Consider the following 25,713-nt stretch of genomic DNA (forward strand, 5'->3'; position numbering starts at 1 on the left):
AAGTAGTGAATTTAATTTTTGAGGATGTAAATGAATCTATAAATATCGGGATAAATGCCTTTTGGAGGGAACTATTTTATCCCAAATAACAAAATAACGCACCTACACCACAAAAACAACAGGTTTCACAACAAAAATTTCAATTCAGCGGGATGTCAGGGTACTTTTACTATGTAATAAAAACGAAATAAGACTTTTCATTTTCATATAGTGTTCTCGTAAAAGAGCCTTGCCTTCCCCGGTAGGGCTCTTTTTAGTTACTAAAAAAACGGGGCATACTGCATCACCCTAAAATCGACGGTGTTGAAATTGGGGTTTTCATCCTTCATTTTTTTATAGGATGCCAAACTGCCGACCGCCCTGTTGGCCGCCCCAGAAGGAGCCGTTAACGAAACCGTTTTGATGATCCGGTCATTTTCCGAAGGAAGTATAAAACGATGAATACGGGGAACCTCACCGGAAACTAATTCCAATTGCAAACCGTAGTCTTTCAAATGTTTCCTGAAAAAATATTCGGGCCCATTTTTACTGTTTCCACCGGTAAACAAGAGCGTATCGATATTGGGATAAGCCTGAAGTATCCTCACCAAATCCCGAAGCTGTACGTTTTGCATGCCAAGGTCGGAGGCATCCATTTTTTCTCTTTCCGCCCCTTCGACGATATCGCAGATGCCGATACGCCTTTTGAAAAGAAACTGTTTGCGCTGTTCGATGGCTTCCCGGGTCGTTTCGTATACCAGCCCTAAATCAAAGATTTCGTCTAAAATAGGCCATAGCTGTCCGTTGCGGCTTCCATAGCAGAAGTCGACATCACCTTCGCAAAGCTCTCGGCTGGTAAACCGCGGTGGCGGAAGCGTGCCAACAATCAGTGTGGTGGCTTCCGGAAAAAGAAAAGGCCCGTATGGATGTGTATGTAGAAACAATCGGATATGATTTTGAAGTTACGTTTGGACTCGAACTTATCGCCTATTTCAAGATTAACACCAAATCGTCCGCATTGACCAGCGAGCCTCCCTCCAGTTGAATTTTATCGACCGTTCCTTCGGCATTGGCGGTAACCGTGGTCTCCATTTTCATGGCCTCTATGATAAACAGCGGCTGGTTGCGTTTTACGGCTTGGCCTTTTTTCACCAGAACAGTAGAAAGTAGTCCCTGAAGGGGGGCGCCCACCTGCTTGGGGTCATCGGCATCCGCTTTTTCATTTTGTGTTTTTTCGACCTTGACCGATCGGTCCTTGATCATCACGTTCCGCAATTGACCGTTGATCTTGAAAAAGATGCTCACATTGCCGGCTTCATCGGGTGCGCCTTTGAGCATCAGCGATATCAATACCTTCTTGCCCCTGTCAAGCTCCACCATGATCTCTTCGCCGATATCCAATCCATAAAAGAAATTTTTCGTGGGTATGTTGACCGTGTTCCCGAACTTTACGTGATTGTTATAGGCTTCGGTGAATACTTTCGGGTATAGCTTGTAGGATAAAAAATCCGTCATTTCAAGTTCGCGGCCCATCCCTTTTTTGAACTTTCGTTTAAAGGCTTTCAATTCCTTCTCAAAATCGATGGGCTCTAAATGGGCGTTCGGACGGTCGGTATAGGGTTTTTCCCCTTTTAGGACGATTTTTTGCAACTTTTTCGGAAAACCTCCGACAGGCTGACCCAAATCGCCCCTAAAAAAACTCTTGACGGATTCGGGAAAGGAAATATGGGCCCCTTTTTCCATGATATCCTCAACGGACAAATCGTTGCTCACCATATACTGCGCCATATCGCCGACCACTTTTGAACTGGGCGTTACCTTTATGATATCGCCGAACATGGCATTGACCTTGGCGTACATTTTGGTCACTTGCGTAAACCGATCTTCGAGGCCCAACGCGATCGCCTGCCCCTTTAAGTTGGAATATTGGCCACCGGGAATTTCATGATCGTACACCTCGCCCGTACCCGATTTCAATCCGGATTCGAAGGTGTAATAATAGTTGCGGACGGTTTCCCAATAATTGGAATATTCGGCCAGTTTTTCGGTATCCATAGCGTTCTCACGTTCGTGGAAACGCAGCATCTCCACCACCGAATTGAAATTGGGCTGAGAGGTAAGGCCCGAAAGTCCGCCCAAGGCCACATCGATAACATCCACGCCCGCTTCCACCGCCTTTAGATAGGTGGCCGATTGTATGGACGAAGTATCATGGGTGTGTAAGTGGATCGGAATATCGATTTCCGACTTTAAGGCCGTTATAAGTTCATAGGCCGCATCAGGTTTTAAAAGGCCTGCCATATCCTTGACGCCTAATATATGCGCCCCTGCATTTTCGATATCCTTGGCCAATTGCAGATAATACCTGAGGTCGTATTTTGTTTTGGATGGATTAAGGATGTCGCCAGTGTAGCAAAGTGAACCTTCAGCCAGCCCACCCGTATTTTTACGGACGTACGCGATACAGGGTGCAATGGATTTCATCCAGTTGAGGGAATCGAAAATACGGAATACATCGACCCCCGTATTCCAGGATTCCTCCACGAATTTTTCGATCAGGTTATCGGGATAGGCCGTATAACCGACCCCGTTGGAACCCCTGATCAACATCTGCAACAGCAGGTTCGGCATCGCCTTTCGCAATAAGGCCAGCCTTTCCCAAGGATTTTCGTGCAAAAAGCGCAGGCATACGTCAAAAGTGGCGCCTCCCCAGACCTCCATGGAGAAAATTCCGGGATGGTTCTTGGCATAACCCTCAGCCACCTTTAGCATATCGTCGGTTCGCATGCGGGTGGCCAACAAACTTTGGTGGGCATCGCGCATGGTGGTATCGGTAAAGTGGACTTTTTTCTCCTGCTTCAACCATGCGGCGAATTTTTCGGGACCCAGATCTGTCAACCGGTCTTTTGTACCTTTGGGATATCCCTCCATTTTTGGAAAGGTGGGAATCACAGGCTTTGAAAAGACGTGTTTCGGGTCGTAATTTTTTACATCGGGATTTCCGTTTACAATAGTCTCGCCCAAGAATTCGATCAGTTTGTTCGCCCGGTTTCTAGGTTCGATAAACTCGAAAAGTTTGGGCTCGTTCTTTATGAAATTGACCGTGACCTTGCCCTCCCGAAAGGTGGGATGGGTTAGAATATTGTCCAAAAACGCCATATTGGTGTTCAGGCCACGTATCCGGAACTCCGCCAAGGCCCTGCGCATCTTCCGGCAACATCCGTCCAGCGTACGGCTTCGGGCCGATACTTTGACCAGCATGGAATCGAAAAACGGCGAAATAGCAACTCCTTGGTAAATACTTCCCGCATCCAACCGGATTCCGAAACCGGAGGCACTGCGATAAGTAGTGACCACCCCGTAATCGGGCTTAAAATCGTTGGATGGGTCTTCGGTGGTAATACGACATTGCAGCGCTACCCCCGTCACCTGAACGGACGCTTGATCGGGGATTTTTATCTGTGTATCCGATAATTTATATCCCCCCGCAATAAAAAGCTGTGCCTTGACCAGATCGATATTGGTAATCATTTCGGTCACCGTATGCTCGACTTGGATACGTGGGTTTACCTCGATAAAGTAGATGCTTCCGTCGTCATCGACCAAAAACTCCACCGTTCCGATATTATTGTAGTCTACAGCTTTACAGATATCGATGGCGTATTTATACAGGCTATCCTTGGTTTCTTGGGGCAATCCTATCGACGGCGCAAACTCGATGACCTTTTGATAGCGCCGCTGTACCGAACAATCCCTTTCGTACAGATGCACCATATTGCCATGGGTATCGGCCACGATCTGGATTTCGATATGTTTCGGATTTTCAACAAATTTTTCCAGAAAAACGGTATCATCGCCAAAAGCGTTCAGCGATTCCCTTTTCGCTTCGGGAAAGCCCTTTTTCAATTCATCCGCGGTACGGATTACCCGCATACCCCTTCCCCCACCGCCCGAGGCGGCTTTTAACATCAGTGGATATCCGATGCGTTTGGCCTCGGAAAGGGCCGTTTTGATATCCTTTAAATCAATATTGCTGCTCTCGATAACGGGAACCTTATTCGCAGTGGCGACTTCTTTGGCCGTAATCTTATCGCCCAGTGCCTTTAGTACGGAAACCTTAGGCCCAATAAAAATAATATCGTTCTCGGCACATTTTTGGGCGAACTGTGCATTTTCCGATAAAAATCCGTATCCGGGATGGATGGCATCGACCTGGTTATCCTTAGCCACTTTTATAATGGCATCGATATCCAGATAAGGTTTTAAAGGTTCCTTGTCCTCTCCGATCTGGTAACATTCATCGGCTTTGTAGCGGTGCAGGGAATAGCGGTCCTCGTAGGTATATACACCTACGGTACGTACTCCGATCTCTACACAGGCTCTAAAAATCCGGATGGCAATCTCGCCCCTGTTCGCTACTAAAACCTTTTCTATTTTCAAACTATTCTGTTTTAAACCACTTAAATGTCCTTTATTTTGTCGTTATTAAACAAACTTAGCTTTTTTTGGTTAGGATAGCAATGTCTTATCTTTGTAAGCATCGGCTAATTCAATTAAAATTCAAAGGACAGATGGGAAAAGGGGATAAAAAATCGAGAAGGGGCAAAATCGCCAACCGGTCTTACGGGGCAAGAAGGCCGCGCAGGATCAAAAAACGGCCTACGGTCGAGGAGAAAATTAGTTTGAGAAAGAAGAAATAATAGGGGCAGTTGCGGTTAGAAATAATTCGCATTAGCCATAAATGCGTGACGATTCAGGTGCGCAGAAAAAAACCTAGCAGCTACAGTTGTGGTTGACCCTATTTAGCTTGCACGGTTAACACCCGAAAGTGCGGATTTGCGAACCGCGATTAAATCGGTGACTTCACCGAACAAAAACAGGCTCGTTCTTCTTCGAGGTATGCGATGCACTGAAACTATAATCGTCATAATCGAAACCTTTCAAATCTTCCAAGGTCCTGACGTTTTTATCAACAATATAGCGCACCATGGCACCCCGCGCTTTTTTGGCATAGAAGCTGATAACTTTTAGTTTATCGTTATTCCAATCCTTAAATACAGGGGTAATCACGGGTACTTTTAAAGTCTTCCCGTCTACGGCGCTGAAATATTCATTACTGGCCAGATTTAGAAAAAGTTCGTTTTCGCCCAGCTCTTCGTTTAACTGTTCGGTTATGGTTTTCTTCCAGAATTCATATAGATTTTTTTTTCGGCCTACCTTTAGTTTTGTTCCCATTTCTAGCCGATAGGGCTGCATGAGATCTAGCGGACGGAGTATACCGTACTGTCCCGATAAAATCCGTAATATATCTTGTAATTTCCCTACCTTCTCCACCGACATCGCGTACGCATCAAGGCCTTGATAAACGTCTCCATTGAAAGCGTAAATCGCCGGTCTTGCATTTTTAGTCGTAAAGGGAGTTTCAAAATCTTGGTTGCGCTGCCAATTGAGTTCGGCAAGTTTATCGGAAATATGCATAAGGGCCATCAAATCCTTCGGCTTTTTTTTTGCCAACAGCTTGTTTAGCTTTACGGCCTCATCCAAAAACTGGGGCTGCGTTTGTTTGAATTTGGGATATTCCGATGTATAATCCAATGATTTGGCCGGGGAAATGACGATTTTCATAACAGGATCCAATTTTTATGATGAGCCACGAAAATAACCCGATCTTTTTAGATTACGGCAGTTATATCCGATAGGATATCTATGTAGGTATTGAAGGAATTTATGATTGTGGTTTTAGGCCACTCTGTTCCGACTTTAGTTACCTAGGTATGATTCGAGTTTCCGAACAAAAGCACTCTTTCTATCGCCACCCCCCCCTTGGAAAAAGGAGAGGAACCGAAATCAAAATTAGAGTTGGAATTTGGTGCATGGAATTTGGGATTTCCCTCACCGATGCTTTGCATAATGCCGCCACTTCCCGATACAATCCGACATATCTTGGGGGATTTCGGAATCGAAACGCATCTTTTCGCCGGTTTCGGGATGAATAAATCCCAAGGTTTTGGCATGCAGCGCCTGTCGGGGAAGGATTTTGAAGGCGTTATCTACGAACTGCTTATATTTTGTGAAAGTGGTACCCTTTAAAATCTTATCGCCACCATAGCGCTCGTCGTTAAAAAGGGTGTGTCCGATATACTTCATGTGTACGCGGATTTGATGGGTGCGGCCAGTCTCCAGTTGACACGATACCAAGGTTACATAGCCCAAACGCTCTAAAACACTGTAATGGGTGACCGCTTCCTTGCCTTCGTCCCCTTCGGGAAAAACCTGCATCTGCAGCCGGTTTTTAGGGTTTCGGGCGATATTGCCTTCCACCGTGCCGCTTTCATCCTTGACATCGCCCCAGACTAAAGCTATATATTCCCGCTCCGAGGTCTTGTCGTAAAATTGTTTGGCCAAATGGGTCATGGCGGTTTCCGTTTTGGCAACTACCAGTAATCCCGATGTATCCTTGTCTATGCGATGCACCAAGCCGGGGCGTTCGTTGCTGTTATTTGGCAGGTCTTCACGTTGGCCGCCCGAGTCCTCAATGTGATACAAAAGGGCGTTGATCAGCGTACCGGAATAATTACCGTGACCGGGATGCACGACCATGCCCGCCGGTTTGTTTACGACGAGAAGCGCATCATCTTCATAAACAATATCCAAGGCAATATTTTCGGCAACCAATAAAAATTCGTGCGGCGGGTGTTCGAAAAGCACCCTCACTTCATCCTCGGGTTTAACCTTGTAGTTCTGCTTGACCACGGCGCCATTGACCCAAATATTACCAGCTTTGGCAGATTGTTGAATTTTATTGCGTGTAGCGTATTCAATGAAGTTCATCAAAAATTTATCGACGCGCAAAGGTTCTTGCCCTTTGGCGGCCACGAACCGATGGTGTTCGAAAAGCTCGTCGTCGGTCTCGTTGCTATCTTCTGACTGCATAGTTTATTGAGATTCGGCTTGTACCCTCGCCTGATCGGGAATTGCACCATTACCACACACCAGCTCGATCTTCGAAGTCTTGGCCAATTTGTCGCCCGGTTTGATCTGCTTCCCTTTATATTTGATATAGTACACCATGTCTTTGCCCAATTGATCGATATAGCTCGTTCGTTGCACATCGAGACCGACGGCACGCAACATAGAAGTCGCATTGCGCTGGGTTACCTGTATGATATTGGGCACGGTCACCTGTTTGTAACCGGAAGGATTGACCGTAAGATAAATTTTCCTGTTTTCCTTTACCTTATTGCCCGCCGGAGGATTCTGTTCGATAATGGAAAATCGCGGATAATCGGGATTAAAATTCGCCGAATCCAACACCTCGAAGCGCAAATGGGCTTCTTCTACCGCCTTTCTCATATCAGGAACCGACATTTTTCCGAAATCGGGCACTTCTACGAATTCGTTGTGATTGGTTGTGCTATTCAACCAACGCAGCGCCAAAAAAATGACCAGTATCAGCACTAAAAGGGCCAAGCCGAGCTGTATCAAAAATACTTTGCTCTTTAAAAAATTGAAGAAATTGCGCATTTAGGTGTGTTTGACAGGGCAAATATAGGTTTTTTCTTTATTTTCGAGTTCGTTTTACCATCCTCATAATTAAACGATTCTATGAAGAAAAATATTGCCATACTCATGGGCGGTTATTCCAGCGAGTTTAAAATTTCGTTAAAAAGTGGTGGTGTAGTCTATGATTATTTGGATACCGATAAGTTCAATCCCTTTCGTATCCATATATTTAAGGATAAGTGGGTATATGTTGACGACAAGGACAAAGAATCGCCAGTAAATAAAAATGACTTTTCCATAACTACCAAAAACGGAAAACAGACTTTTGACTGTGTCTTCAACGCCATTCACGGCACACCCGGGGAAGACGGCCTGCTTCAGGCTTATTTTGAATTGCTGGGTATCCCCCAGACTTCCTGTGACTATTATCAGGCCGCACTCACTTTCAACAAAAGGGACCTGCTCAGCGTGCTCAAACCTTACGGAATAAAGTCGGCACCTTCCTACTATCTTAACCAAGGCGATACGATCGACGAAGACGCCATTGTCGCGAAAGTTGGTTTGCCCTGCTTCGTCAAGGCCAATAAGGCAGGCAGCAGCTTCGGTATTTCAAAAGTCTATGAAAAGGAAAAATTACGGATGGCCATCGACAACGCCTATCAAGAAGATGATGAAATTATCATCGAGGCCTTTCTCGACGGCACGGAGGTTTCCGTCGGTGTAATCACTTACAATGGAAAGACAAAAGCGCTTCCCATTACGGAAATCGTGACCGAAAACGATTTTTTCGATTACGAGGCCAAATACGAGGGAAAATCCCAAGAAATCACGCCCGCCCGTATTTCAAAATTACAGGAAGAAAAAGTGGCCGAGCTGGCGATACGCGCCTACGAAATCCTGAAAATGAAGGGCTATACCCGTAGCGAGTTTATCTTTGTAAATGACGAACCTTACATGCTCGAAATGAACACTACCCCCGGCCTCACTACCGAAAGCATACTACCGAAACAGGCCAAAGCCGCCGGAATTTCACTCCCTCAACTGTTCGGGAGCGCTATTGAGGAAGCATTGATTAAAAAATAGGTAATTTTAGGAACTTTTGGTGGCAGGTGATTAAACCTGTAACTTGAATCCCGAAACTTTTGGTATGAGACGCGCTATCTTTCCTGGATCCTTTGACCCCCTGACCTTGGGGCATTCCGATATTATACAAAGGGGCATTACCCTCTTTGACGAACTGATTATTGCCATCGGCATCAATGCAGAAAAAAAATACATGTTCACCATCGATCAGCGGATGCAATTCATCAAGGAAGCCTTTGCGAACGAACCCAAGGTAAAAGTGCTTACCTACGAAGGCTTGACCGTCGATTTCTGTAAAAAAATGGATGCGGATTTTATTTTAAGGGGATTGCGCAATCCCGCGGATTTTGAGTTCGAAAAGGCCATTGCCCACACAAATCGCAAACTCTCCGAAATCGAGACGGTTTTTCTGCTTACGTCTTCCGGAAAATCCTATATCAGCTCTTCGATAGTCCGGGACGTTATTCGGCACGGGGGGAATTATACAGGTCTCGTGCCCGATAGCGTCCGGACTTCATAATGCTTTTGCCACATCATCAAGTTAAATTGACGTGCGGAATAGTCAAATATTAACAAGAATTAACTTATATTTATCGAGCATTATTCCCTATAAACATAAATAGCGGTTTATACAACGCCATTCGCCCTATTCACAACAATCTTTTAGCCATATCGAAAAACCATATTATTTTAGTCCGAAATTACAGTGATATGTTAAAAGGTGCCCCAACCGCGACCCAGAGTTATTTAATAAAACAATTGCCATCAGCTACTGTTTTTGTTAATGAACGTTTTGAAGTCGTGCACGCTTCCGACCAATGGATCGCTGATTTCGAACTCGATCCTTTTGACATTCAAGGAAAGCCCATCAGCCAACTTTTGACTAAAACAGGCCATTCTTGGGAACAAGCTTTGCAAGCTTGTATTTCCGGCAATTCCGATGAAACCAAGGTCCATTTGAATTTAGATACGGCAACGGGCGAAACTTGGTCTGAATGGACATGCATCCCTTGGCACGACGAGCAAGAAAATATTATTGGGCTGATCATACAGACCGAAGACATTACCCGACGCAAACTTCTTGAAGAGCAGAATAAAAAATTAAATAGTCATTTGAAGGCCACTTCCGAAATTGGCAAAATAGGAAGTTGGGAGTACTGTTTTAAAGAAAATACGCTTACGTGGTGCGATATGACTCGTATAATTCATGAGGTTTCCGACGACTTTGTTCCAACTCTCGATAATGCGGTGAACTTTTATAAGGATGGCCACAGCCGAAATACCATGGCAATGGTTATTCACGAAGCAACGGCAAAGGGTATTTCGTATAGCGAAAGACTTCAAATCGTGACCGCCCAAGGAAAAGAGCTATGGGTGCAGACCGCTGGAAGGCCGATTTTTATAGAGGGAAAAGTAGTTGGCCTGACCGGAACCTTTCAGAACATTGACGAGCAGGTAACTTCCGAAATCAAGACCAAAAAAAGTGAGCATCTGCTCCGGACGCTCATCGACAATCTACCGCTCAACGTTTTTATAAAGGATACCGATTCGCGTAAAATTTTGGTCAACAAATCTGAATGTGACTATTTGGGCGTTAGCCATCCCGAAGAACTTCTAGGTAAGACCGATTTCGAACTTTATGACGAAGATGTTGCCCAAATTTCTAGAAAAGAAGACCTCAGGGTCATGGAAACCCTGAGGCCTATTTTGAGCCAGGAAACCTGGAACCGTAAGAAAAACGGAAAGAAAACAACGTTCTTGACCTCGAAGATTCCGCTATTGGACGAAACCGGCAAGGCCAGCGGATTGATCGGTATTAGTCTTGATATAACAGACATCAAGCAGAAGGAAGAAGAACTGCGCGATTTGGTCAATGTTGCCTCCCTACAGAACAAGAAACTCATCAATTTCGCCCATATCGTATCGCACAACCTAAGATCTCATTCCGCCAACTTCTCCATGTTATTAGATTTTTTGGTAAACGAGAAAGATGAATCAGAGAAAGACAACCTCCTTAAAATGTTAATAAATGCCTCCGATAACTTGTTGGTGACTTTAGAAAACCTGAACGAGGTGGTCGACATCAATACGAATGTCAATCTCGACAAAAAACCTATTCCTCTAAAAAACAAAATAGACACGGTGGTTCATAACCTGTCGGCCTATCTCGGTAAAAACAATGCCCATGTGACAAACACCGTTTGTGATTCCACCGAAATACAGGTAATCCCGGCCTATATCGACAGTATTTTGATGAACTTTATTACCAATTCAGTCAGATATAAAGACCCCGAACGGGACGCTAACATTACCTTTAGCGCCAAGGATGAAGAGGGCTATACCGTTCTTTCCATTACCGATAACGGCTTGGGTATCGATCTCGAAAAATACGGTGATAAACTTTTTGGCATGTACAAGACCTTTCACAAACATTGCGATGCCCGAGGAATCGGCCTATACATTACCAAAAATCAAATAGAGGCCATGAACGGCAAGGTAGGCATCGAAAGCGAAGTGGGAGTCGGCACTAAATTCACCATTTATTTTAAGAAAAAAAATGATTAACATCTGTATTATCGACGACGACCCGATTACCGTATTCGGCATTCGAAAAATGTTGAGCTCCATAACGGATGGTAATGAGGTAAGCTCCTACGCCAACGGTAAACTGGCGTTGGACGGAATTAAAGCTATCCATCACCAAACCCAAGAAATACCCGATGTCATTTTTTTGGATATCAACATGCCCATTATGGACGGGTGGCAGTTTCTCGAAGAGTTTATCGCCCTGCCTTTACATAAAAAAGTACGGATAAATATCTATACCTCATCGATCGATCCGTACGACCTTCAAACGTATGAAAAGTACAAAAAGAAAACCGATCATACCCTGACCTATAACAACAAACCTATTCTCAAATCCCAGATCGAAGCGATTACGGAAAAAGCATAAAAACTGTCTAGACTTTGGAGCCCTAAGCGAACGATTCTTTTTTTAACTGGATTTTTTTTGATTCGATCCTACAACGCAAAGAGGACTTATCTCAAGTTCTCGTGCAAGTGCAAAAGTAAAGTTGAAGTTAATGGCGTTCTAAAACGAGCCAATCTCAAATTCATACCGCTTCAAAACCGTTTGCCTGATCCGGGGAGGCTGACAAATCAAACGATCACTCAAAAAGAATCTTGATATTGGTATACGAGTTCTGAAGCGCTTTTTGAATCTTTTTTGGCCCTTTCCACTTCACTTTTACGATGCCTTCTTTTTTTTCAGGTTTAAGCTTGCCATCATACTCCGTTTTCATGGCGAACCAATGTACTTCCTTTAAAGTGTAGGTACCGTTGTTCTTATAGATGTGATACGTTGTTCGGAGAAAATTCTCGATGCGTAGGCCTGATACACCGGTCTCTTCCATAACCTCCCGAATAGCGCAATCCTCAATGGATTCTCCTTTGTCGAGTTTACCTTTGGGTAAATCCCATTTATCGTTTCTATAAATGAACAAAACCTTCCCCTCAGGATTGGTTACTACCCCCCCAGCTGCAACGGTCAGAGGAATTTTTTTTGTGAATTTTTTAAGGATTTCCTCATGGTTCGGATGATAGATATAGGCTTCGGAAAGTTTCTTTTTTTTCAAGGCCTTTATAGCCTGATTTATCGAATCTTCATTGAGCAGAAAATATTTACCATCGGCCGTCTCGGAGAGTTTATTTGTTAAGATCAACGGCAGTTCGTTCACAAAAACTTTATACATTTGTGGTATGGTTTTAAACAAAGACACCGCAAAAAAAACGGCTGAGCTATTATTGCAAATTAATGCAATAAAGTTGAATCCTGAAAATCCGTTTACTTGGGCCTCCGGATGGAAATCGCCCATCTATTGTGACAATAGGATTCTGCTATCGTATCCGGTTATTCGAAATTACATCCGCGAAGCGATGGCCAAGCAGGTCGAGTTGCTATACGGCAAGCCTGATATTATTGCAGGTGTGGCGACGGGCGCCATCGGTATAGGCGCTTTGGTAGCCGATGTTTTGGGTCTTCCCTTTATCTACGTGAGACCAGAGCCCAAATCGCACGGAAGGCGCAACCAAATCGAAGGGAAGCTAGAAGCGAACCGCAGCGTTGTGGTCATCGAGGATCTTATAAGTACAGGAAAAAGCAGTCTCAATGCCGTCGACGCACTACATTCGGAAGGTGCCAAGGTTAAGGGTATGCTGGCCATATTCACCTACGGTTTTCAAGTCGCGGATCAAAATTTCAAGGATAAAAAAGTAACACTCCATACGCTGAGCGACTACGAATATCTGATGGAACAGGCTTTGGAAACCAAATATATAAACGAAGAACAGATGAACACGCTTTTAGATTGGCGAAAAAATCCCGCCGAATGGAGGCAGTGATAAAATAGAAATATGCATATAGAAACCCCCAATAAAAAAATCCCAAAAGGCGATAAAGAGGTCTTTGATTTCTTGACCGACCTGAAGAATTTCGAAAAATTAATGCCCGAGAACATTGACAAATTCGAACTGATCAACGAAGATCGTTTTCTTTTTTCGTTGAAAGGAATGCCTGAAATCGTTCTGGAACGTAAGGGCCAAACGCCCAATAGCCAAATCATATTGGGTGCCGCAAGCGAAAAACTGCCCTTTACCCTCACTGCCGATATAGTGAAGCTTAGCGAAATCGAGACCGAGGTAGCCTTACATTTTAACGGGGAGTTCAACGCCATGATGGGCATGATGATCAAAAAGCCGATTACTAATTTTATGGGTACACTTTCGGAGAATTTAGAGAAGATTTAGCCAGTAGCGCATTTATATCAGTACAGCAACCTTACTTCCTTTAAATCGAATGTTTTCAAAACGGCATCCTCAAGGGCGATAATCAATTTACCATCTTTTGAAACTCCCTTGATAAAACCCATAAATCGCTCACCATCCTTATCCTCGAAGGTAGAAGGCTTTCCTTTTCTGAACAATACGTCGGCATATTCATCCCATAAATGAGCGGCACCCTTTTGCTCAAATCCTAAAAATACTTTTTTCAACTGGCTCACAATATCTTGTAAGAGCGTATCCAAATCAAATGTTTTTCCCAATACTAATTGCAAAGAGGATACGTTTTGTAGCTTTTCAAAATATAACTGGTTCACATTCAAACCTATACCTATTATTGATGTATTTATTTTGTTCCCCGAAAGACTGTTCTCGATAAGTATTCCACATAGCTTCGACCTACCTGACAGAATGTCGTTGGGCCATTTAATACTCAATTCGGGAACTTTATGCTGTTTTAATACGGAATAAACCGCAAGGGAAACACATAGGTTCAAAACAAAGCTATCGTCAACAAGAAGATTCAGATGGTTTCTTAATACACTAAACGTTAGGTTTTTACCGGCATCCGATTGCCATATAGTACCCATTTGACCCCTGCCCTTTTTTTGTTGTCTTGCTGTTACGACCGTGTAATCGTCAAGTACGTTCGACAACAACAACTTTCGTAAATAAGCGTTTGTAGAGTCCGTGGCATCAAGTTTGATTAAATGCATGTTCGTCGTGGTTGAATCTATTGTGGAAAACAACGGCTAAAGAACAAAAAAATAATAACTTTGCAGAAATTGACCCCAACTGGTCATTAAAATTATTGAATGCAGAAAAGCAAAGCCGGTGCAGATGAATTGATTGCATTGATCTTGGAAGGAATCGAAGAAGTAAAGGGACAAAAAATCAATTTACTTGATCTGAGGGATATTGAAAATACCGTTTGTGACTACTTTATTATATGTAATGGTACTTCGAACACGCAAGTAAACGCCATTGTAGGCTCCATACGAAAGACCGTCAGCAAAGCCACCGGCGACAAGCCTTGGCATGTGGAAGGCGAGGGAAATGCCGAATGGATTTTAATGGACTATGTGAACGTCGTTGTACATGTTTTCCAAAAACAGATTAGGGAATATTACGATATCGAGGGTCTCTGGGGAGATGCCAAAGTGACCGAGGTGGAAAGTAGTTTGAATTCGTAAAAAAAAATAATGGCTAAGAAAGATACAAGTACAACAAATCCGAAAAAACCTAAATTCAGTTCGTGGTGGATTTACGGATTGATCGCGATACTCTTGATCGGGTTTCAATTTTTAGGTAGTGGAAATCTTGCAACTACCAAAAAAACCACCACCTCCGAACTTCAGGAGTACCTTAGAAATGGGGATATTGCCAAAATCCTGATTATCACCAATACCCGTCAGGCGAAGGTTTTCTTGACGGATGAGGCGCTTGCCAAGGACGTTCACAGCGATGTCAACGACAAACCCTTTCTACCATCGACTGGTGCCGTACCACAGTATGTCTTAGATTATGGCGATCTTCAAAATTTCGAGAACGAGATCAAGAATATCAAAAAGGAAAACAACCTCGAAACCATAGTCGATTACGATACGGACAACAATTATCTGATGGATTTGCTATTGGGTATTTTACCGTTTGTGCTGATTATCGGCATCTGGCTCTATCTGATGCGGAGAATGTCGGGCGGAGGCGGTGGCGGTGCCGGCGGCCAGATATTCAATATTGGTAAATCAAAGGCAAAACTTTTTGATGAGAAGACAGACACCCGAACTTCTTTTAAAGATGTTGCCGGATTGGAAGGAGCCAAGGAAGAAGTAGAGGAGATTGTCGATTTCCTTAGAAATCCGGATAAATATACTTCCCTAGGCGGTAAAATTCCGAAAGGCGCATTATTGGTAGGCCCTCCGGGAACAGGTAAAACGTTGTTGGCCAAGGCCGTAGCGGGAGAGGCAAAAGTACCGTTTTTCTCCCTGTCAGGTTCCGACTTTGTGGAGATGTTCGTAGGGGTAGGTGCTTCCAGGGTACGTGACCTTTTCAAACAGGCCAAAGACAAATCGCCCGCCATCATATTCATTGATGAAATTGATGCAATCGGCCGCGCCCGTGGAAAAAACAATTTCACCGGTTCGAACGACGAACGTGAAAACACCCTGAACCAACTTTTGACCGAAATGGACGGTTTCGGCACTAATACGAATGTTATCGTGTTGGCCGCCACCAACCGTGCCGACGTGCTTGATAAAGCATTGATGCGCGCAGGCCGTTTCGATAGGCAAATTTATGTAGATTTACCAGATGTCAGGGAACGTAAAGAAATTTTTGAAGTGCATTTACGGCCTATAAAAACCGCCGAAACCTTGGATATGGAATTTTTGGCAAGACAGACCCCCGGATTCTCTGGTGCCGACATTGCAAACGTTTGTAATGAGGCCGCGCTTATCGCCGCCAGAAAAGAACGGAAAGCTGTCACTAAACAAGATTTCTTGGATGCGGTAGATCGAATTGTAGGAGGATTAGAGAAAAAGAACAAAATCATCACGGTTGGAGAGAAAGAGACTATTGCCTACCATGAGGCCGGTCACGCCACGGTAAGTTGGATGTTGGAACATGCCTCACCTCTAGTTAAGGTGACCATAGTGCCTCGGGGCCAATCGCTGGGTGCTGCGTGGTACCTGCCCGAAGAACGGCTCATTGTTCGGCCTGAACAAATGCTTGACGAAATGTGTGCCACGATGGGCGGTAGAGCGGCAGAAAGGGTGATTTTTGACCAAATTTCGACCGGTGCCTTGAGTGATCTCGAAAAAGTAACCAAACAGGCAAGGGCCATGGTGACCATTTATGGACTCAATGAGGAAATAGGCAACATTACCTATTATGATTCATCAGGACAGGATTCCTACGGATTTTCGAAACCCTATAGTGAGGATACGGCACGGAAAATCGATGGCGAAATTTCCAAAATAATCGAAGAGCAGTACGAAAGAGCTATCGAGGTACTGACGTTACACAAAGACAAGCTTACTACTTTGGCCGAAAGACTCCTTGATAAAGAAGTCATATTCAAAGAAGACCTCGAAAAAATATTCGGTAAACGGCCTTTTGATAAGGAATTCGATAAACTGGGACAAGAAAATATCGACAAAAAAAAGGAAAGTGGTGCGAAACCTGCTGAAGAAGAGACCATAGAGAACGAAACTGAGGAAAATAAAATATAAAATTTATCGTTGTCCTTAAACGGAGGGCACACATATGACTGCCATTCATTGGAGTTACCTAAATTTATGAGTGGCAGAAATATGAATTACGTTATAATATTGAATGGGGCTATTTGACAAATTATTCGGTGGCGGCAAACAGAAGAAGGTTTCCAAAGAGACTGCGGAGACTAGAGGTGCCCATATGCCAGACCTCAACATACCTGTTGACGAGAAATTCACGATCCATTTTAAAAAGAACGGAGGCAAGTTTCTTTATTGTGATTCGTTTGCCGAAATTACGCAGGCACTTCGGAATATTCTTGGGGAAAACGATTGGCAAGATCAGCCCTTTTATGGACTTGATCCTAAACTTCAGGAACGATTTTCAAAAGAGAATGTACAGTTTACCGATAAAAGCAATCAGAGTGAAGTTTTCTTTACCACCTGCGAACATCTCATCGCGCAAAATGGTTCGATTTTGGTCTGTTCCAACCAATTAATGGACAAAAAGCTAAACGAACTCCCCTATAATGTTATCGTTTTCGCTACTACCAGTCAATTGGTGGAATCTATCGGGGAGGGGTTAAAAACTATTAAAAGGAAATATGGCCATAACATTCCAGCCAATATTACCACCTTAAAACACTTTCAAGCGAACGAAGGGAACGCCGACGACTTTTTGACCTATGGCAGCAGTTCCAAAAATTTGTATCTTTTGCTTTTAGAAGATCTATAATAGAATATCTGAGGCATGAGGGAAATTTTAAGACGTTCACTTACCGGAGCAGTGTATATGATACTTCTCCTTTCCGCCGTATTTTTAAGTTCGGACGCTTTTGATTTTTTGTTTATGGTTTTCGGTCTTGCTTGCCTGAATGAATACAAAAAATTAGTGGGCTTAGAGGGGCGCTACATCTACATGGCCTATCTGGCCCTTTGGTGGGCCTTTATCTATTTCGTGACCGACATTTGGTTGGTTTATGCCCTTTTGCTCTGTACCCTTACTGTTAATTTCCTTCTTTTGTACTATCTTTTTTCAAAAAAGGAAAAATTGTTCAATACCTTTCAGAAATTTATAATCGGATTATTCTATATCGGCGGAGGCTGTATCTTTTTGACTATGATTCCATATACCAACGATGACTTCGTGAAATTTCTGATCATTGGTATTTTCCTTCTCATTTGGGTCAGCGATTCGTTTGCCTATATTGTTGGGCGTTTGTTGGGGCGAACGAAATTGTTTCCGAGGGTTTCGCCTAAAAAAACGGTAGAGGGTGCCTTGGGAGGATTGGTATTTGCACTGGCTACCGCTTATCTTCTGGCGAAATACGAACCTATTATCACACCATGGCAATGGCTAGTTCTTGCTGCCATAATTGTGGTAGCGGGTGGCTTGGGCGATTTGGTAGAATCGAAGTTGAAAAGGGCCGCCGGAGTAAAGGACAGTGGTGCTATTCTTCCGGGCCATGGCGGCATGCTCGATCGTTTGGACAGTTTGGTTTTTGCCGCCCCGTTCGCTTATTTAACCTTAAATATTTTCGCCAATGTTTCATAGAGAGGGCCAAAAAATAATATTGACCACTTTTTTTATTGTATCCGCAATCATATTGATATCACAATTTTATGTGGATATTCCTTGGCTTCGTTGGGGGCTTCAAATCGTTGCCCTGATATTACTAATCTTGATATTACAGTTCTTTCGCAATCCTACAAGGAAGACGATAAAAAATTTCGATGAAATATTGGCGCCCGTTGACGGCAAAGTAGTAGTTATCGAAGAAGTGGAGGAGACCGAGTTTTTCAAAGATAAACGCAGGCAGGTCTCCATTTTCATGTCACCCGTCAACGTGCATGTCACCCGTTACCCCGCCAGTGGCACCGTGAAATATTCCAAATACCATCCCGGGAAATATCTGGTCGCATGGCATCCCAAATCGAGTACCGAGAACGAACGTACCACAGTGGTCATAAAAACTCCGAAATTCGGCGATATTCTTTACCGCCAGATTGCCGGAGCTATGGCGCGCCGCATCGTAAATTATGCCGAAGAAGGTGAAAGCGTACAGCAAGGCGAAGATGCCGGATTTATAAAGTTCGGATCACGGGTCGATGTATTCCTGCCTTTAGATTGTGCAATTACTGTAAAACTCAACCAAAAAGTAACGGGCGCAAAAACTTGTATAGCCGCCGTCGCCATCAAAAAGGATGAAGAACGAGAAACTACATACTAATTTTGCAAAAGCGGTCGAGTTCATGAACAAGTACACCGAACCCATGCCCGCCGATCTTCTCCTAAAGCTCTATGCCTACTACAAAATCGCCAATAAGAATTACGACAATCCAGGTAGTAGCACCCCCCTTATCAACGCTTTTAAGGCCAATGCCCTTATACAGGCAAATAAGATGAGTCGAGAAGATGCGATGAAAGCCTATGTGAAATTGGTGAAGCAAAACTTTCATTCATAGAGATCCTCCAAATCGGCCTGACAGAGCTCGAACATAAAATTTCCCATTTTCTGGGTGACGTCCGTAAAAAATCGTTCTCCCTTTTCCTTGGTGGATTTATGGGGATTACCAACGCCCGTATCGGCACTGATTTTTGACCACTGACGCTCGGCCCAGACCCATCCTTCCGAAAATGATTTTATTTTGTAGCCTTTAGATGCCCCGTCGCCCCATTTTTCCTTCGGAAGTACCAAATCGGGCCGTAGATGTAGCATCAAACTGGTCTCCATCTCATCCGCATGGTCGCCCTTTTCTTCAAAATAATCCTTCTTATCCAATGCCTGCGCCCAAAAAGAAAAACTGATAAACATTTTTGGAAACTTTAAACCGAGTTCCCTTACCAAGGGCTTAAAATTATTTCCTCCGTGACTGTTAAAAATCAACAACTTATAAATTCCCTGTCGGTTCAATACGGCAACGATATCCGATAGAATAGCGAATTGTGTACTTGGGTTCAAATTAATATCCAGGTAGATATCGGACTGGCCTGTATTCACCCCAAACGGAAGTGTGGGCAAAACAACTACCTTTCCCCCTTTTTTCCAAGCAATCCGGGCGGATTCCGCCGCAAGGGCGTCCGCCTCATAATTGTCGGTGGCGTAGGGTAAATGGTAGTTGTGGGCTTCGGTTGCGCCCCAAGGTAGAACGGCTAAATCGAACTTGGCATCCTTAAGAGCTTTCCAATTGGTTTCGGCAAGAATATAGGGTCTCATAATCTATTTTGGGACAAATTTATTCGAAAGGCCCGACCATGATATGCGCCCTGAACGTGCCGGGATCCATCAACCAAGGCATTCCTTTTTCATGCGGCTTGTCGGGTAGGCCGGTAGATTCCGTGGTGGCAAAAGGCGTGTAGATGACATAGCGGTATTGGGCATCGCCCAGTTCCCCTGTGGTTTTGTCGTATGCTTCATCGGTGCCATAGTAGACATATAGCATACTTGGTTCCTTGGGCATTTGCAATGTACCCGCCTCGACCTCTGCGCCGCGAATTTCATCTCGTTCCTTCCCTTTTTTACCTTCCCCCGAAAGCTCTCTGCCCCGTTTCATAAACGGTTCCAATTTTTTAGCGTAACAGGATACACTAATCCCTTCTTTGTTCGGGTTATCGGCCAAACAGACCAAATTATTGGTTCCTTTGCGCAATACGGTCATTTCACCGTCTTCGTTATAGCCGTAGACCATCGCACCTGCCTTGTCAGCTTCCGGTGCCGGAAGCGTTGCGGTCTTGATCTGGACTTCGGCAGGAAGGATCTCTGGTTTTTTTTCTTGGCCGATACAAGAAAACATGAGTAACGAAGTAGCTAAAAGTATAGTAGGCTTCATAATTGGATTATTTTATCTAAATTTTTTAAAGATAATCATCATAATTAAATTTTCGGCCAAAAAATCATATAAGTATACACTTTAAAATCGAAAACCCTATATAAATTGGCATTTGGCAGTGTCATTTCTCATGTCGGAACGCTCGTTAAAACAATAAAAACTAAATTTCGAGTTGCCTCCCTAGCTTGCCCATTTCTGTAAAGAATACCTCTCGCAATTAAGTAAGGCTACCAAGACTCTTCTCCAACGTCTCGATCTTGGCCTCCGCATCGGCCTGCTTTTTACGTTCCATCGCAATCACCTGCTCGGGCGCATTGTTGACGAAACGCTCGTTGGAAAGTTTCTTTTGTACGGATTTCAAGAAGCCTTTGGTATACTTCAGTTCATCCTCAATTTTTTGAATTTCGGCCTCCACGTCAATGGCTTCGCCTATTGGAACAAAATATTCATTACTTCTTACCCGAAAAGATAGCGCACCTTCAACCGAGGCGTCAACGTAGGCTATTCTTGAAAGATTTGTCAGTTTTCCGATAACCACGTCCCATTTTTTCGAGGTTTTTTCCTCATCCATGACGTAAAGTTCCAACGCTTCCTTCATAGGGATGTTTTTTTCTTTTCGGATGTTTCGAACGCCGGATACGACCTCGGCCACGAACTCGAATTCCTTGATCAAATCAACATCCACGTTTTGAGCTTTAGGCCATTCTGAAACCACTAGGGCCTCTTGGGGCGAACGCTCGGAGATATGCTGCCAGACTTCTTCGGTCAGAAAGGGCATAAAAGGATGCAATAATTTCAGGTTCAGCTCGAAAAGAGAGATGACGGCATCATAGGTCGTTCTATCAATGGGCTTTTGATAATCAGGTTTGATAATTTCGAGCAACCACGAACTGTAATCGTCCCAGACCAGCTTATAAATGGCCATCAGGGCATCGGAAATACGATATTTACTGAAATGGTCCTCGATTTCGATCAAAGTTTGATCGAACTTGGCGGTATACCAAGCGATACCCAATTTGGAGGCTTCGGGCTGGGGCAGATCGCTTACCTCCCACCCTTTCACCAATCGGAATCCGTTCCAGATCTTATTGGCGAAGTTCTTGCCCTGCTGGCAAAGGTCTTCGTCGAACATAAGGTCGTTGCCGGCGGCAGAACTTAAAAGCAATCCCACACGGACGCCATCGGCGCCATATTCCTCGATAAGCTTGATTGCATCGGGCGAGTTTCCGAGGGATTTCGACATTTTACGCCGTTGCTTATCGCGCACCAATCCCGTAAAATAGACATTTTGAAAGGGGCGTTCATCGCGGAATTCATACCCGGCAACAATCATACGTGCCACCCAGAAAAAGATGATGTCGGGACCGGTGACCAAATCGTTGGTCGGATAGTAATAATTGATTTCTTCGTTATCAGGCTCTAGGATGCCGTTGAACACACTGATCGGCCATAGCCAAGAGGAGAACCAAGTATCTAGGGCGTCTTCATCTTGCCGCAAATCGTCAAGCTTTAGAATTTTTGCCGATTTTCTTTTCAGATAGTCCGCAGAACCTGCGGCATGCGAAGTTCCGATTGCCCCGGTGATGCCCGGAGCCGCAGAATTACCCACTGCTGATGCTCCCAAAACTCCAGAAGAACCGCCATCGCCGGAACTAGTTGATACACCGGTAATCTTTTCATTTGCTCTCAGTAATGCTTCTTCCTTGCTCTCCGCTACTACAAAATCATCCTCCCCGTCGCCGAAATAGTAGGCGGGAATCTGCTGCCCCCACCAAAGTTGGCGCGAGATGTTCCAATCCCGGATATTTTCCATCCAGTGACGATACGTATTATCAAATTTTTTAGGGAAAAATTTGATTTCTTCGGTTTCAAGTACGGCGGTAAGGGCCGGTTGGGCCAACTTTTCCATTTTTAGGAACCACTGGTCGCTCAATCGCGGCTCTATGACCGCTTTGGTACGCTCGGAAGTACCTACTTTATTGACATAGTTTTCCGTTTTTACCAGAAATCCCTTTTCTTCCAACTCCTTGGTAATTTCCTTACGGACCACGAATCGGTCTTTCCCCTCATAATGCAATCCGAAGGAATTCAAGGTGGCATCCGCATTAAAAATATCGATGATCTCTAAATCGTACTTTTCACCCAAGGCCTTATCGTTAATATCGTGCGCGGGGGTTATTTTCAGGCATCCGGTACCGAATTCCATATCCACATAGGCATCCTCAATAATCGGAACGATCCGATTACAAATGGGAACGATGGCTTTTTTGCCTTTCAAATGCCGAAAACGCCCATCATTGGGATTGATACAGATAGCGGTATCGCCCAGAATGGTTTCCGGTCTTGTAGTAGCAATGGTTACTTTTTCTTCTGAACCTTCTATCGGATAGGATAAATAGTACAATAATCCCTGTTTTTCCTCATAAATAACTTCCTCGTCCGACAGCGTCGTCTGTGCCTCCGGATCCCAATTGACCATGCGATGGCCACGATAGATCAATCCCTTATTGAACAGATCGACAAAAACCTTGATGACCGATTTGTACATATCGTCATCCATGGTAAACTTGGTACGGTGCCAATCGCACGAACAACCGAGCTTTTTGAGCTGCTCCAGAATAACGCCCCCGTACTCGTCCGTCCATTCCCAAGCGTATTTCAGGAATTCCTCTCGGCTCAGGTCGGATTTATCGATGCCTTCGGATTTCAACTTAGCCACGACCTTGGCTTCTGTGGCTATGGAGGCATGATCCATGCCCGGCACCCAACAGACATTTTTACCCATCAGGCGCGCCCGACGGATCAGAACGTCTTGAATGGTGGCATTCATCATATGCCCCATGTGAAGCACGCCGGTAACGTTCGGCGGTGGGATTACGATAGTATAGGGTTCGCGATCGTCAGGCACGGAATCAAAGTACTTATGTTCCATCCAATAGTCGTACCAGTGGTCTTCAGCTTTATGGGCATTGTATTTCGAGGGTATATCCATGTTTTGGAACGGTTTTTGGAAGATATACAGCGGTTTGGCAAATTTGAGGCCAGCCCCTGTTAATTGTTGATAAGTTATGGCAATTTTGCCCTATTTTAAATACGAAACAAAAATAAGCAACGTTAACACATAAGTAAAGAATTTTGGAGGTTCATGCGAAAAGATTTAATTTTGGACTTCCCTTTAAAACCAAAATCATGAAAAAAATAGTACTTGTATTGTTCGTTGGCCTAATGGGATTTACCGTTACCGCACAGGAAAAGGCCGCTAAAATCGAGTTTAAGTCAGAAACCGTTGATTACGGGGAAGTAGCCAAAGGCGCCGATGGCGTTCGGGCATTTGAGTTCACGAACACCGGTGATGCACCCCTGATTATCACCAAGGTAAGCTCAAGTTGTGGCTGTACCATCCCAAAGAAACCGGAAGATCCGATTCTACCGGGCAAAACGGGTGAAATTCAGGTGAAGTACGATACAAATCGTGTCGGACCCATCCGAAAGGCGATAACCGTAATCTCAAATTCAGATACCCCCACGAAAGTCCTTAAAATCAAGGGCGAAGTGAAGGCCGTTGACGGAAAGTAATACTCCATAACCCTATTTTAATGAAAACCCCGATTTCAACATCGGGGTTTTTTGTTTATAAGAGTTAACTATGGCGGATTGCCGGGTGAATTTGATACCAAATGGTTTATGGGTCTACGGACACCGTGCAGCGAAAATCTGTCCTCCAACATCAACGTTTTTCTTCCAACATCAACGTTTGTCCTTGAGAATATTCTTTAGCACGAAGCTGAAGGTTAGATCTTGTGCCTGGCGCTCAATTTGTAATTTTACCCGTTTCCCTTCTTTTTCATTGAGCATTTCGAGTACTTTCTGTAATTTGTATCGGTGAATGCTTTTTCCGTTTACGGCCAGAATGACATCGCCTTCCAATAGACCGGCTTCGTGGGCGGGGCTTCCGGCCCGTATGCCCGATACAATAATTTCGGGCACCAGGCTAAGCCGGGTCCGGGTCTCGAAAAGGATTTGAACATCACCGAAGGATTTTTCTTCATTATGAACTACGCCCCTTGAATCCGTAATACTTTCCGAGATATACCGCACGCCATCGTGCTGCAGGCTTATTCCGCTTAAATTATATCGGAAAGGCGTATTGAAATTTCTATTTTTTTGTAAAACAATCTTCTTCCGGCTATAATCAAACACGATATTGAAGCGTTTCAGCACCTCGCCCCCTAAACTACCATTACGACTGCCCAAATTCTTGATAGCACTGAAGGATTTTTTGTCGGGAAAAGCCGCCTTGGCATCTTTCAAGACAAAATGTCCTATTTGAACGGTATCGACCTTGGTGCGTTTCCCAAAGATATTGCCGTTCAGTCCTTTTCCTAAAAAGTCTTCGTAATACTTGTCCGGAACATTTATGGCTCCGTTTTCGAACAGCCAAATGGCATCGCTACTTCCCGTATCGACCAACAACCTGACCGGCTGGCTTCCCCTTAGTATTAGATTTCCATCGATATAGGCCTTTTTTTGTATAATGGAAAGCGGAAGGCTTTCCTGTCTCCTATTTTTTCTGTGCACGTAGTTCTCCGGATCGTGAAACTTTAAGATTTTGCGGCCGTAATCGATTTCCACTACAAAGTCCCTAAACAAATCATACCCCATTATCCCATGGATGGGGATACCCAAGGTTGGGGAAAAATTCATGGCTTTGTCCAATACCACAAACAACTGTTGGTCGCGATTCTCGATATACTTTGACCGGAAGGTATTACCATACGAACGCAGCGCTTTGATGGGTTTGCCATCCCCAAGCCCCTTGATGGTAATTTCGGAAACATTGTTGATCTGCACCGAATCCTGATCGGAGAGATTGAAAAGGATGGGTTTGTCGACCCCGGAATCCAATATAAAGGAGAGTTGGGTACCATTTACCTCCATCGGGATGATAATGAGGTTGTTGATTAAACGGAATTTTAACTTCTCGAATTTTTGGCCATCGGGCAAATGATAGGTTTGTGCAGTTCCCAAAAAAGAAAAAAGCAGTATAAAAATGCTGATATGGCAAAGAAACCGGTTCAACTTTCTTGTTTTTAACAAGTTACCCATGTATAATTTACGATTTTTTTTGTTTGGAAGGTGATTTTTTAACATGGGAAGGCAAAATTTTAGACGCTGGATATTTCATGTTCACTGCGGATTGTTTTGATGTAGCAGGATATTCAGACCTAACAGGTTTCTTTTTGAAACAAAGAAATCGTTTATAGAA

General features: G+C 44.1%; 25 protein-coding genes. 14 read left to right on the plus strand and 11 right to left on the minus strand.

Annotated elements, in window-relative coordinates:
• Positions 1–260 precede the first annotated feature (260 nt).
• Both BLT07_RS16085 and BLT07_RS16090 read right to left on the minus strand, forming a co-directional pair.
• Positions 261–923 (minus strand): uracil-DNA glycosylase family protein, encoded by a 663-nt coding sequence (locus BLT07_RS16085; protein ID WP_091871512.1) that lies wholly within the window; start codon positions 921–923, stop codon positions 261–263.
• Positions 924–966: 43 nt separating this feature from the next.
• On the minus strand, positions 967–4,419 hold the full coding sequence (locus BLT07_RS16090) for a pyruvate carboxylase (protein ID WP_091871516.1): 3,453 nt from the start codon (positions 4,417–4,419) through the stop codon (positions 967–969).
• A 131-nt stretch (positions 4,420–4,550) separates the two neighbouring features.
• Between BLT07_RS16090 and BLT07_RS16095 the strand changes: the two genes are divergently transcribed.
• Positions 4,551–4,679 (plus strand): 30S ribosomal protein THX, encoded by a 129-nt coding sequence (locus BLT07_RS16095; RefSeq protein ID WP_091871520.1) that lies wholly within the window; start codon positions 4,551–4,553, stop codon positions 4,677–4,679.
• A gap of 163 nt (positions 4,680–4,842) precedes the next feature.
• On the opposite strand, the gene yaaA is transcribed toward BLT07_RS16095, so the two are convergent.
• From yaaA to BLT07_RS16110, 3 genes are all read right to left on the minus strand, one after another.
• Positions 4,843–5,604: a peroxide stress protein YaaA gene (yaaA, locus tag BLT07_RS16100; RefSeq protein ID WP_091871524.1), complete on the minus strand. Its 762-nt coding sequence runs from the start codon at positions 5,602–5,604 to the stop codon at positions 4,843–4,845.
• Positions 5,605–5,871: 267 nt separating this feature from the next.
• The gene (locus tag BLT07_RS16105; protein ID WP_091871528.1) at positions 5,872–6,912 is read right to left on the minus strand and encodes an RluA family pseudouridine synthase; all 1,041 of its coding nucleotides are present in this window, start codon (positions 6,910–6,912) and stop codon (positions 5,872–5,874) included.
• A 3-nt stretch (positions 6,913–6,915) separates the two neighbouring features.
• Positions 6,916–7,503, minus strand: coding sequence for a PASTA domain-containing protein (locus BLT07_RS16110; RefSeq protein WP_091871531.1), 588 nt, complete (start codon positions 7,501–7,503; stop codon positions 6,916–6,918).
• 81 nt (positions 7,504–7,584) lie between these two features.
• Between BLT07_RS16110 and BLT07_RS16115 the strand changes: the two genes are divergently transcribed.
• The 4 genes from BLT07_RS16115 to BLT07_RS16130 all read left to right on the plus strand — a co-directional run bounded on the left by BLT07_RS16115 (position 7,585) and on the right by BLT07_RS16130 (position 11,518).
• Positions 7,585–8,565 (plus strand): D-alanine--D-alanine ligase, encoded by a 981-nt coding sequence (locus BLT07_RS16115; RefSeq protein ID WP_091871536.1) that lies wholly within the window; start codon positions 7,585–7,587, stop codon positions 8,563–8,565.
• A 64-nt stretch (positions 8,566–8,629) separates the two neighbouring features.
• On the plus strand, positions 8,630–9,085 hold the full coding sequence (gene coaD / locus BLT07_RS16120) for a pantetheine-phosphate adenylyltransferase (RefSeq protein ID WP_091872286.1): 456 nt from the start codon (positions 8,630–8,632) through the stop codon (positions 9,083–9,085).
• Between the two features lie 191 nt (positions 9,086–9,276).
• A complete protein-coding gene (locus BLT07_RS16125) occupies positions 9,277–11,130 on the plus strand; it encodes a PAS domain-containing sensor histidine kinase (RefSeq protein ID WP_091871541.1) in 1,854 nt (617 codons plus the stop codon).
• Positions 11,123–11,518, plus strand: a complete 396-nt coding sequence (locus BLT07_RS16130) for a response regulator (protein ID WP_091871545.1) — start codon at positions 11,123–11,125, stop codon at positions 11,516–11,518. The genes BLT07_RS16125 and BLT07_RS16130 overlap by 8 nt, the downstream gene beginning before the upstream one ends.
• 214 nt (positions 11,519–11,732) lie before the next feature.
• On the opposite strand, the gene BLT07_RS16135 is transcribed toward BLT07_RS16130, so the two are convergent.
• A complete protein-coding gene (locus tag BLT07_RS16135) occupies positions 11,733–12,317 on the minus strand; it encodes an NUDIX hydrolase (RefSeq protein ID WP_091871548.1) in 585 nt (194 codons plus the stop codon).
• Positions 12,318–12,324: 7 nt separating this feature from the next.
• Between BLT07_RS16135 and pyrE the strand changes: the two genes are divergently transcribed.
• Together pyrE and BLT07_RS16145 are read left to right on the plus strand one after the other, a co-directional pair.
• Positions 12,325–12,966 (plus strand): orotate phosphoribosyltransferase, encoded by a 642-nt coding sequence (gene pyrE, locus BLT07_RS16140; RefSeq protein WP_091871553.1) that lies wholly within the window; start codon positions 12,325–12,327, stop codon positions 12,964–12,966.
• Between the two features lie 12 nt (positions 12,967–12,978).
• On the plus strand, positions 12,979–13,371 hold the full coding sequence (locus BLT07_RS16145) for an orotate phosphoribosyltransferase (RefSeq protein WP_091871563.1): 393 nt from the start codon (positions 12,979–12,981) through the stop codon (positions 13,369–13,371).
• 17 nt (positions 13,372–13,388) lie between these two features.
• On the opposite strand, the gene BLT07_RS16150 is transcribed toward BLT07_RS16145, so the two are convergent.
• Positions 13,389–14,120, minus strand: coding sequence for a biotin--[acetyl-CoA-carboxylase] ligase (locus BLT07_RS16150; protein WP_091871566.1), 732 nt, complete (start codon positions 14,118–14,120; stop codon positions 13,389–13,391).
• Positions 14,121–14,219: 99 nt separating this feature from the next.
• Between BLT07_RS16150 and rsfS the strand changes: the two genes are divergently transcribed.
• The 6 genes from rsfS to BLT07_RS16180 all read left to right on the plus strand — a co-directional run bounded on the left by rsfS (position 14,220) and on the right by BLT07_RS16180 (position 19,082).
• A complete protein-coding gene (gene rsfS, locus BLT07_RS16155; RefSeq protein WP_091871570.1) occupies positions 14,220–14,597 on the plus strand; it encodes a ribosome silencing factor in 378 nt (125 codons plus the stop codon).
• Between the two features lie 9 nt (positions 14,598–14,606).
• Complete coding sequence (gene ftsH, locus BLT07_RS16160) at positions 14,607–16,634, plus strand: ATP-dependent zinc metalloprotease FtsH (protein ID WP_091871574.1); 2,028 nt, start codon at positions 14,607–14,609, stop codon at positions 16,632–16,634.
• 103 nt (positions 16,635–16,737) lie between these two features.
• Positions 16,738–17,352 carry an LUD domain-containing protein gene (locus BLT07_RS16165; RefSeq protein ID WP_091871579.1) on the plus strand — a complete coding sequence of 205 codons (615 nt, stop codon included), beginning with the start codon at positions 16,738–16,740 and terminating at the stop codon, positions 17,350–17,352.
• Between the two features lie 15 nt (positions 17,353–17,367).
• Positions 17,368–18,171: a phosphatidate cytidylyltransferase gene (locus BLT07_RS16170; RefSeq protein WP_091871582.1), complete on the plus strand. Its 804-nt coding sequence runs from the start codon at positions 17,368–17,370 to the stop codon at positions 18,169–18,171.
• Complete coding sequence (locus BLT07_RS16175) at positions 18,161–18,847, plus strand: phosphatidylserine decarboxylase family protein (RefSeq protein ID WP_091871587.1); 687 nt, start codon at positions 18,161–18,163, stop codon at positions 18,845–18,847. Before BLT07_RS16170 ends, BLT07_RS16175 begins: the two co-directional genes overlap by 11 nt.
• Entirely contained in the window at positions 18,822–19,082 is a 261-nt protein-coding gene (locus BLT07_RS16180) for an acyl-CoA-binding protein (protein WP_091871592.1), read from the plus strand. The genes BLT07_RS16175 and BLT07_RS16180 overlap by 26 nt, the downstream gene beginning before the upstream one ends.
• Here BLT07_RS16180 and BLT07_RS16185 read toward each other — a convergent pair.
• From BLT07_RS16185 to BLT07_RS16195, 3 genes are all read right to left on the minus strand, one after another.
• Entirely contained in the window at positions 19,073–19,834 is a 762-nt protein-coding gene (locus BLT07_RS16185; RefSeq protein ID WP_091871597.1) for a creatininase family protein, read from the minus strand. The two genes, BLT07_RS16180 and BLT07_RS16185, sit on opposite strands and share 10 nt — an antisense overlap.
• A gap of 19 nt (positions 19,835–19,853) precedes the next feature.
• Complete coding sequence (locus tag BLT07_RS16190) at positions 19,854–20,447, minus strand: hypothetical protein (RefSeq protein ID WP_091871602.1); 594 nt, start codon at positions 20,445–20,447, stop codon at positions 19,854–19,856.
• Between the two features lie 217 nt (positions 20,448–20,664).
• On the minus strand, positions 20,665–23,439 hold the full coding sequence (locus BLT07_RS16195) for a valine--tRNA ligase (RefSeq protein ID WP_091871606.1): 2,775 nt from the start codon (positions 23,437–23,439) through the stop codon (positions 20,665–20,667).
• A gap of 197 nt (positions 23,440–23,636) precedes the next feature.
• Between BLT07_RS16195 and BLT07_RS16200 the strand changes: the two genes are divergently transcribed.
• Positions 23,637–24,023 carry a DUF1573 domain-containing protein gene (locus BLT07_RS16200; protein WP_091871611.1) on the plus strand — a complete coding sequence of 129 codons (387 nt, stop codon included), beginning with the start codon at positions 23,637–23,639 and terminating at the stop codon, positions 24,021–24,023.
• Positions 24,024–24,194: 171 nt separating this feature from the next.
• Here BLT07_RS16200 and BLT07_RS16205 read toward each other — a convergent pair whose 3' ends face one another.
• Positions 24,195–25,553, minus strand: coding sequence for a PDZ domain-containing protein (locus tag BLT07_RS16205; protein ID WP_091872291.1), 1,359 nt, complete (start codon positions 25,551–25,553; stop codon positions 24,195–24,197).
• Positions 25,554–25,713 lie beyond the last annotated feature (160 nt).

The sequence above is a fragment of the Pricia antarctica genome (genome assembly GCF_900101815.1).
Taxonomy (GTDB): Bacteria; Bacteroidota; Bacteroidia; order Flavobacteriales; family Flavobacteriaceae; genus Pricia; species Pricia antarctica.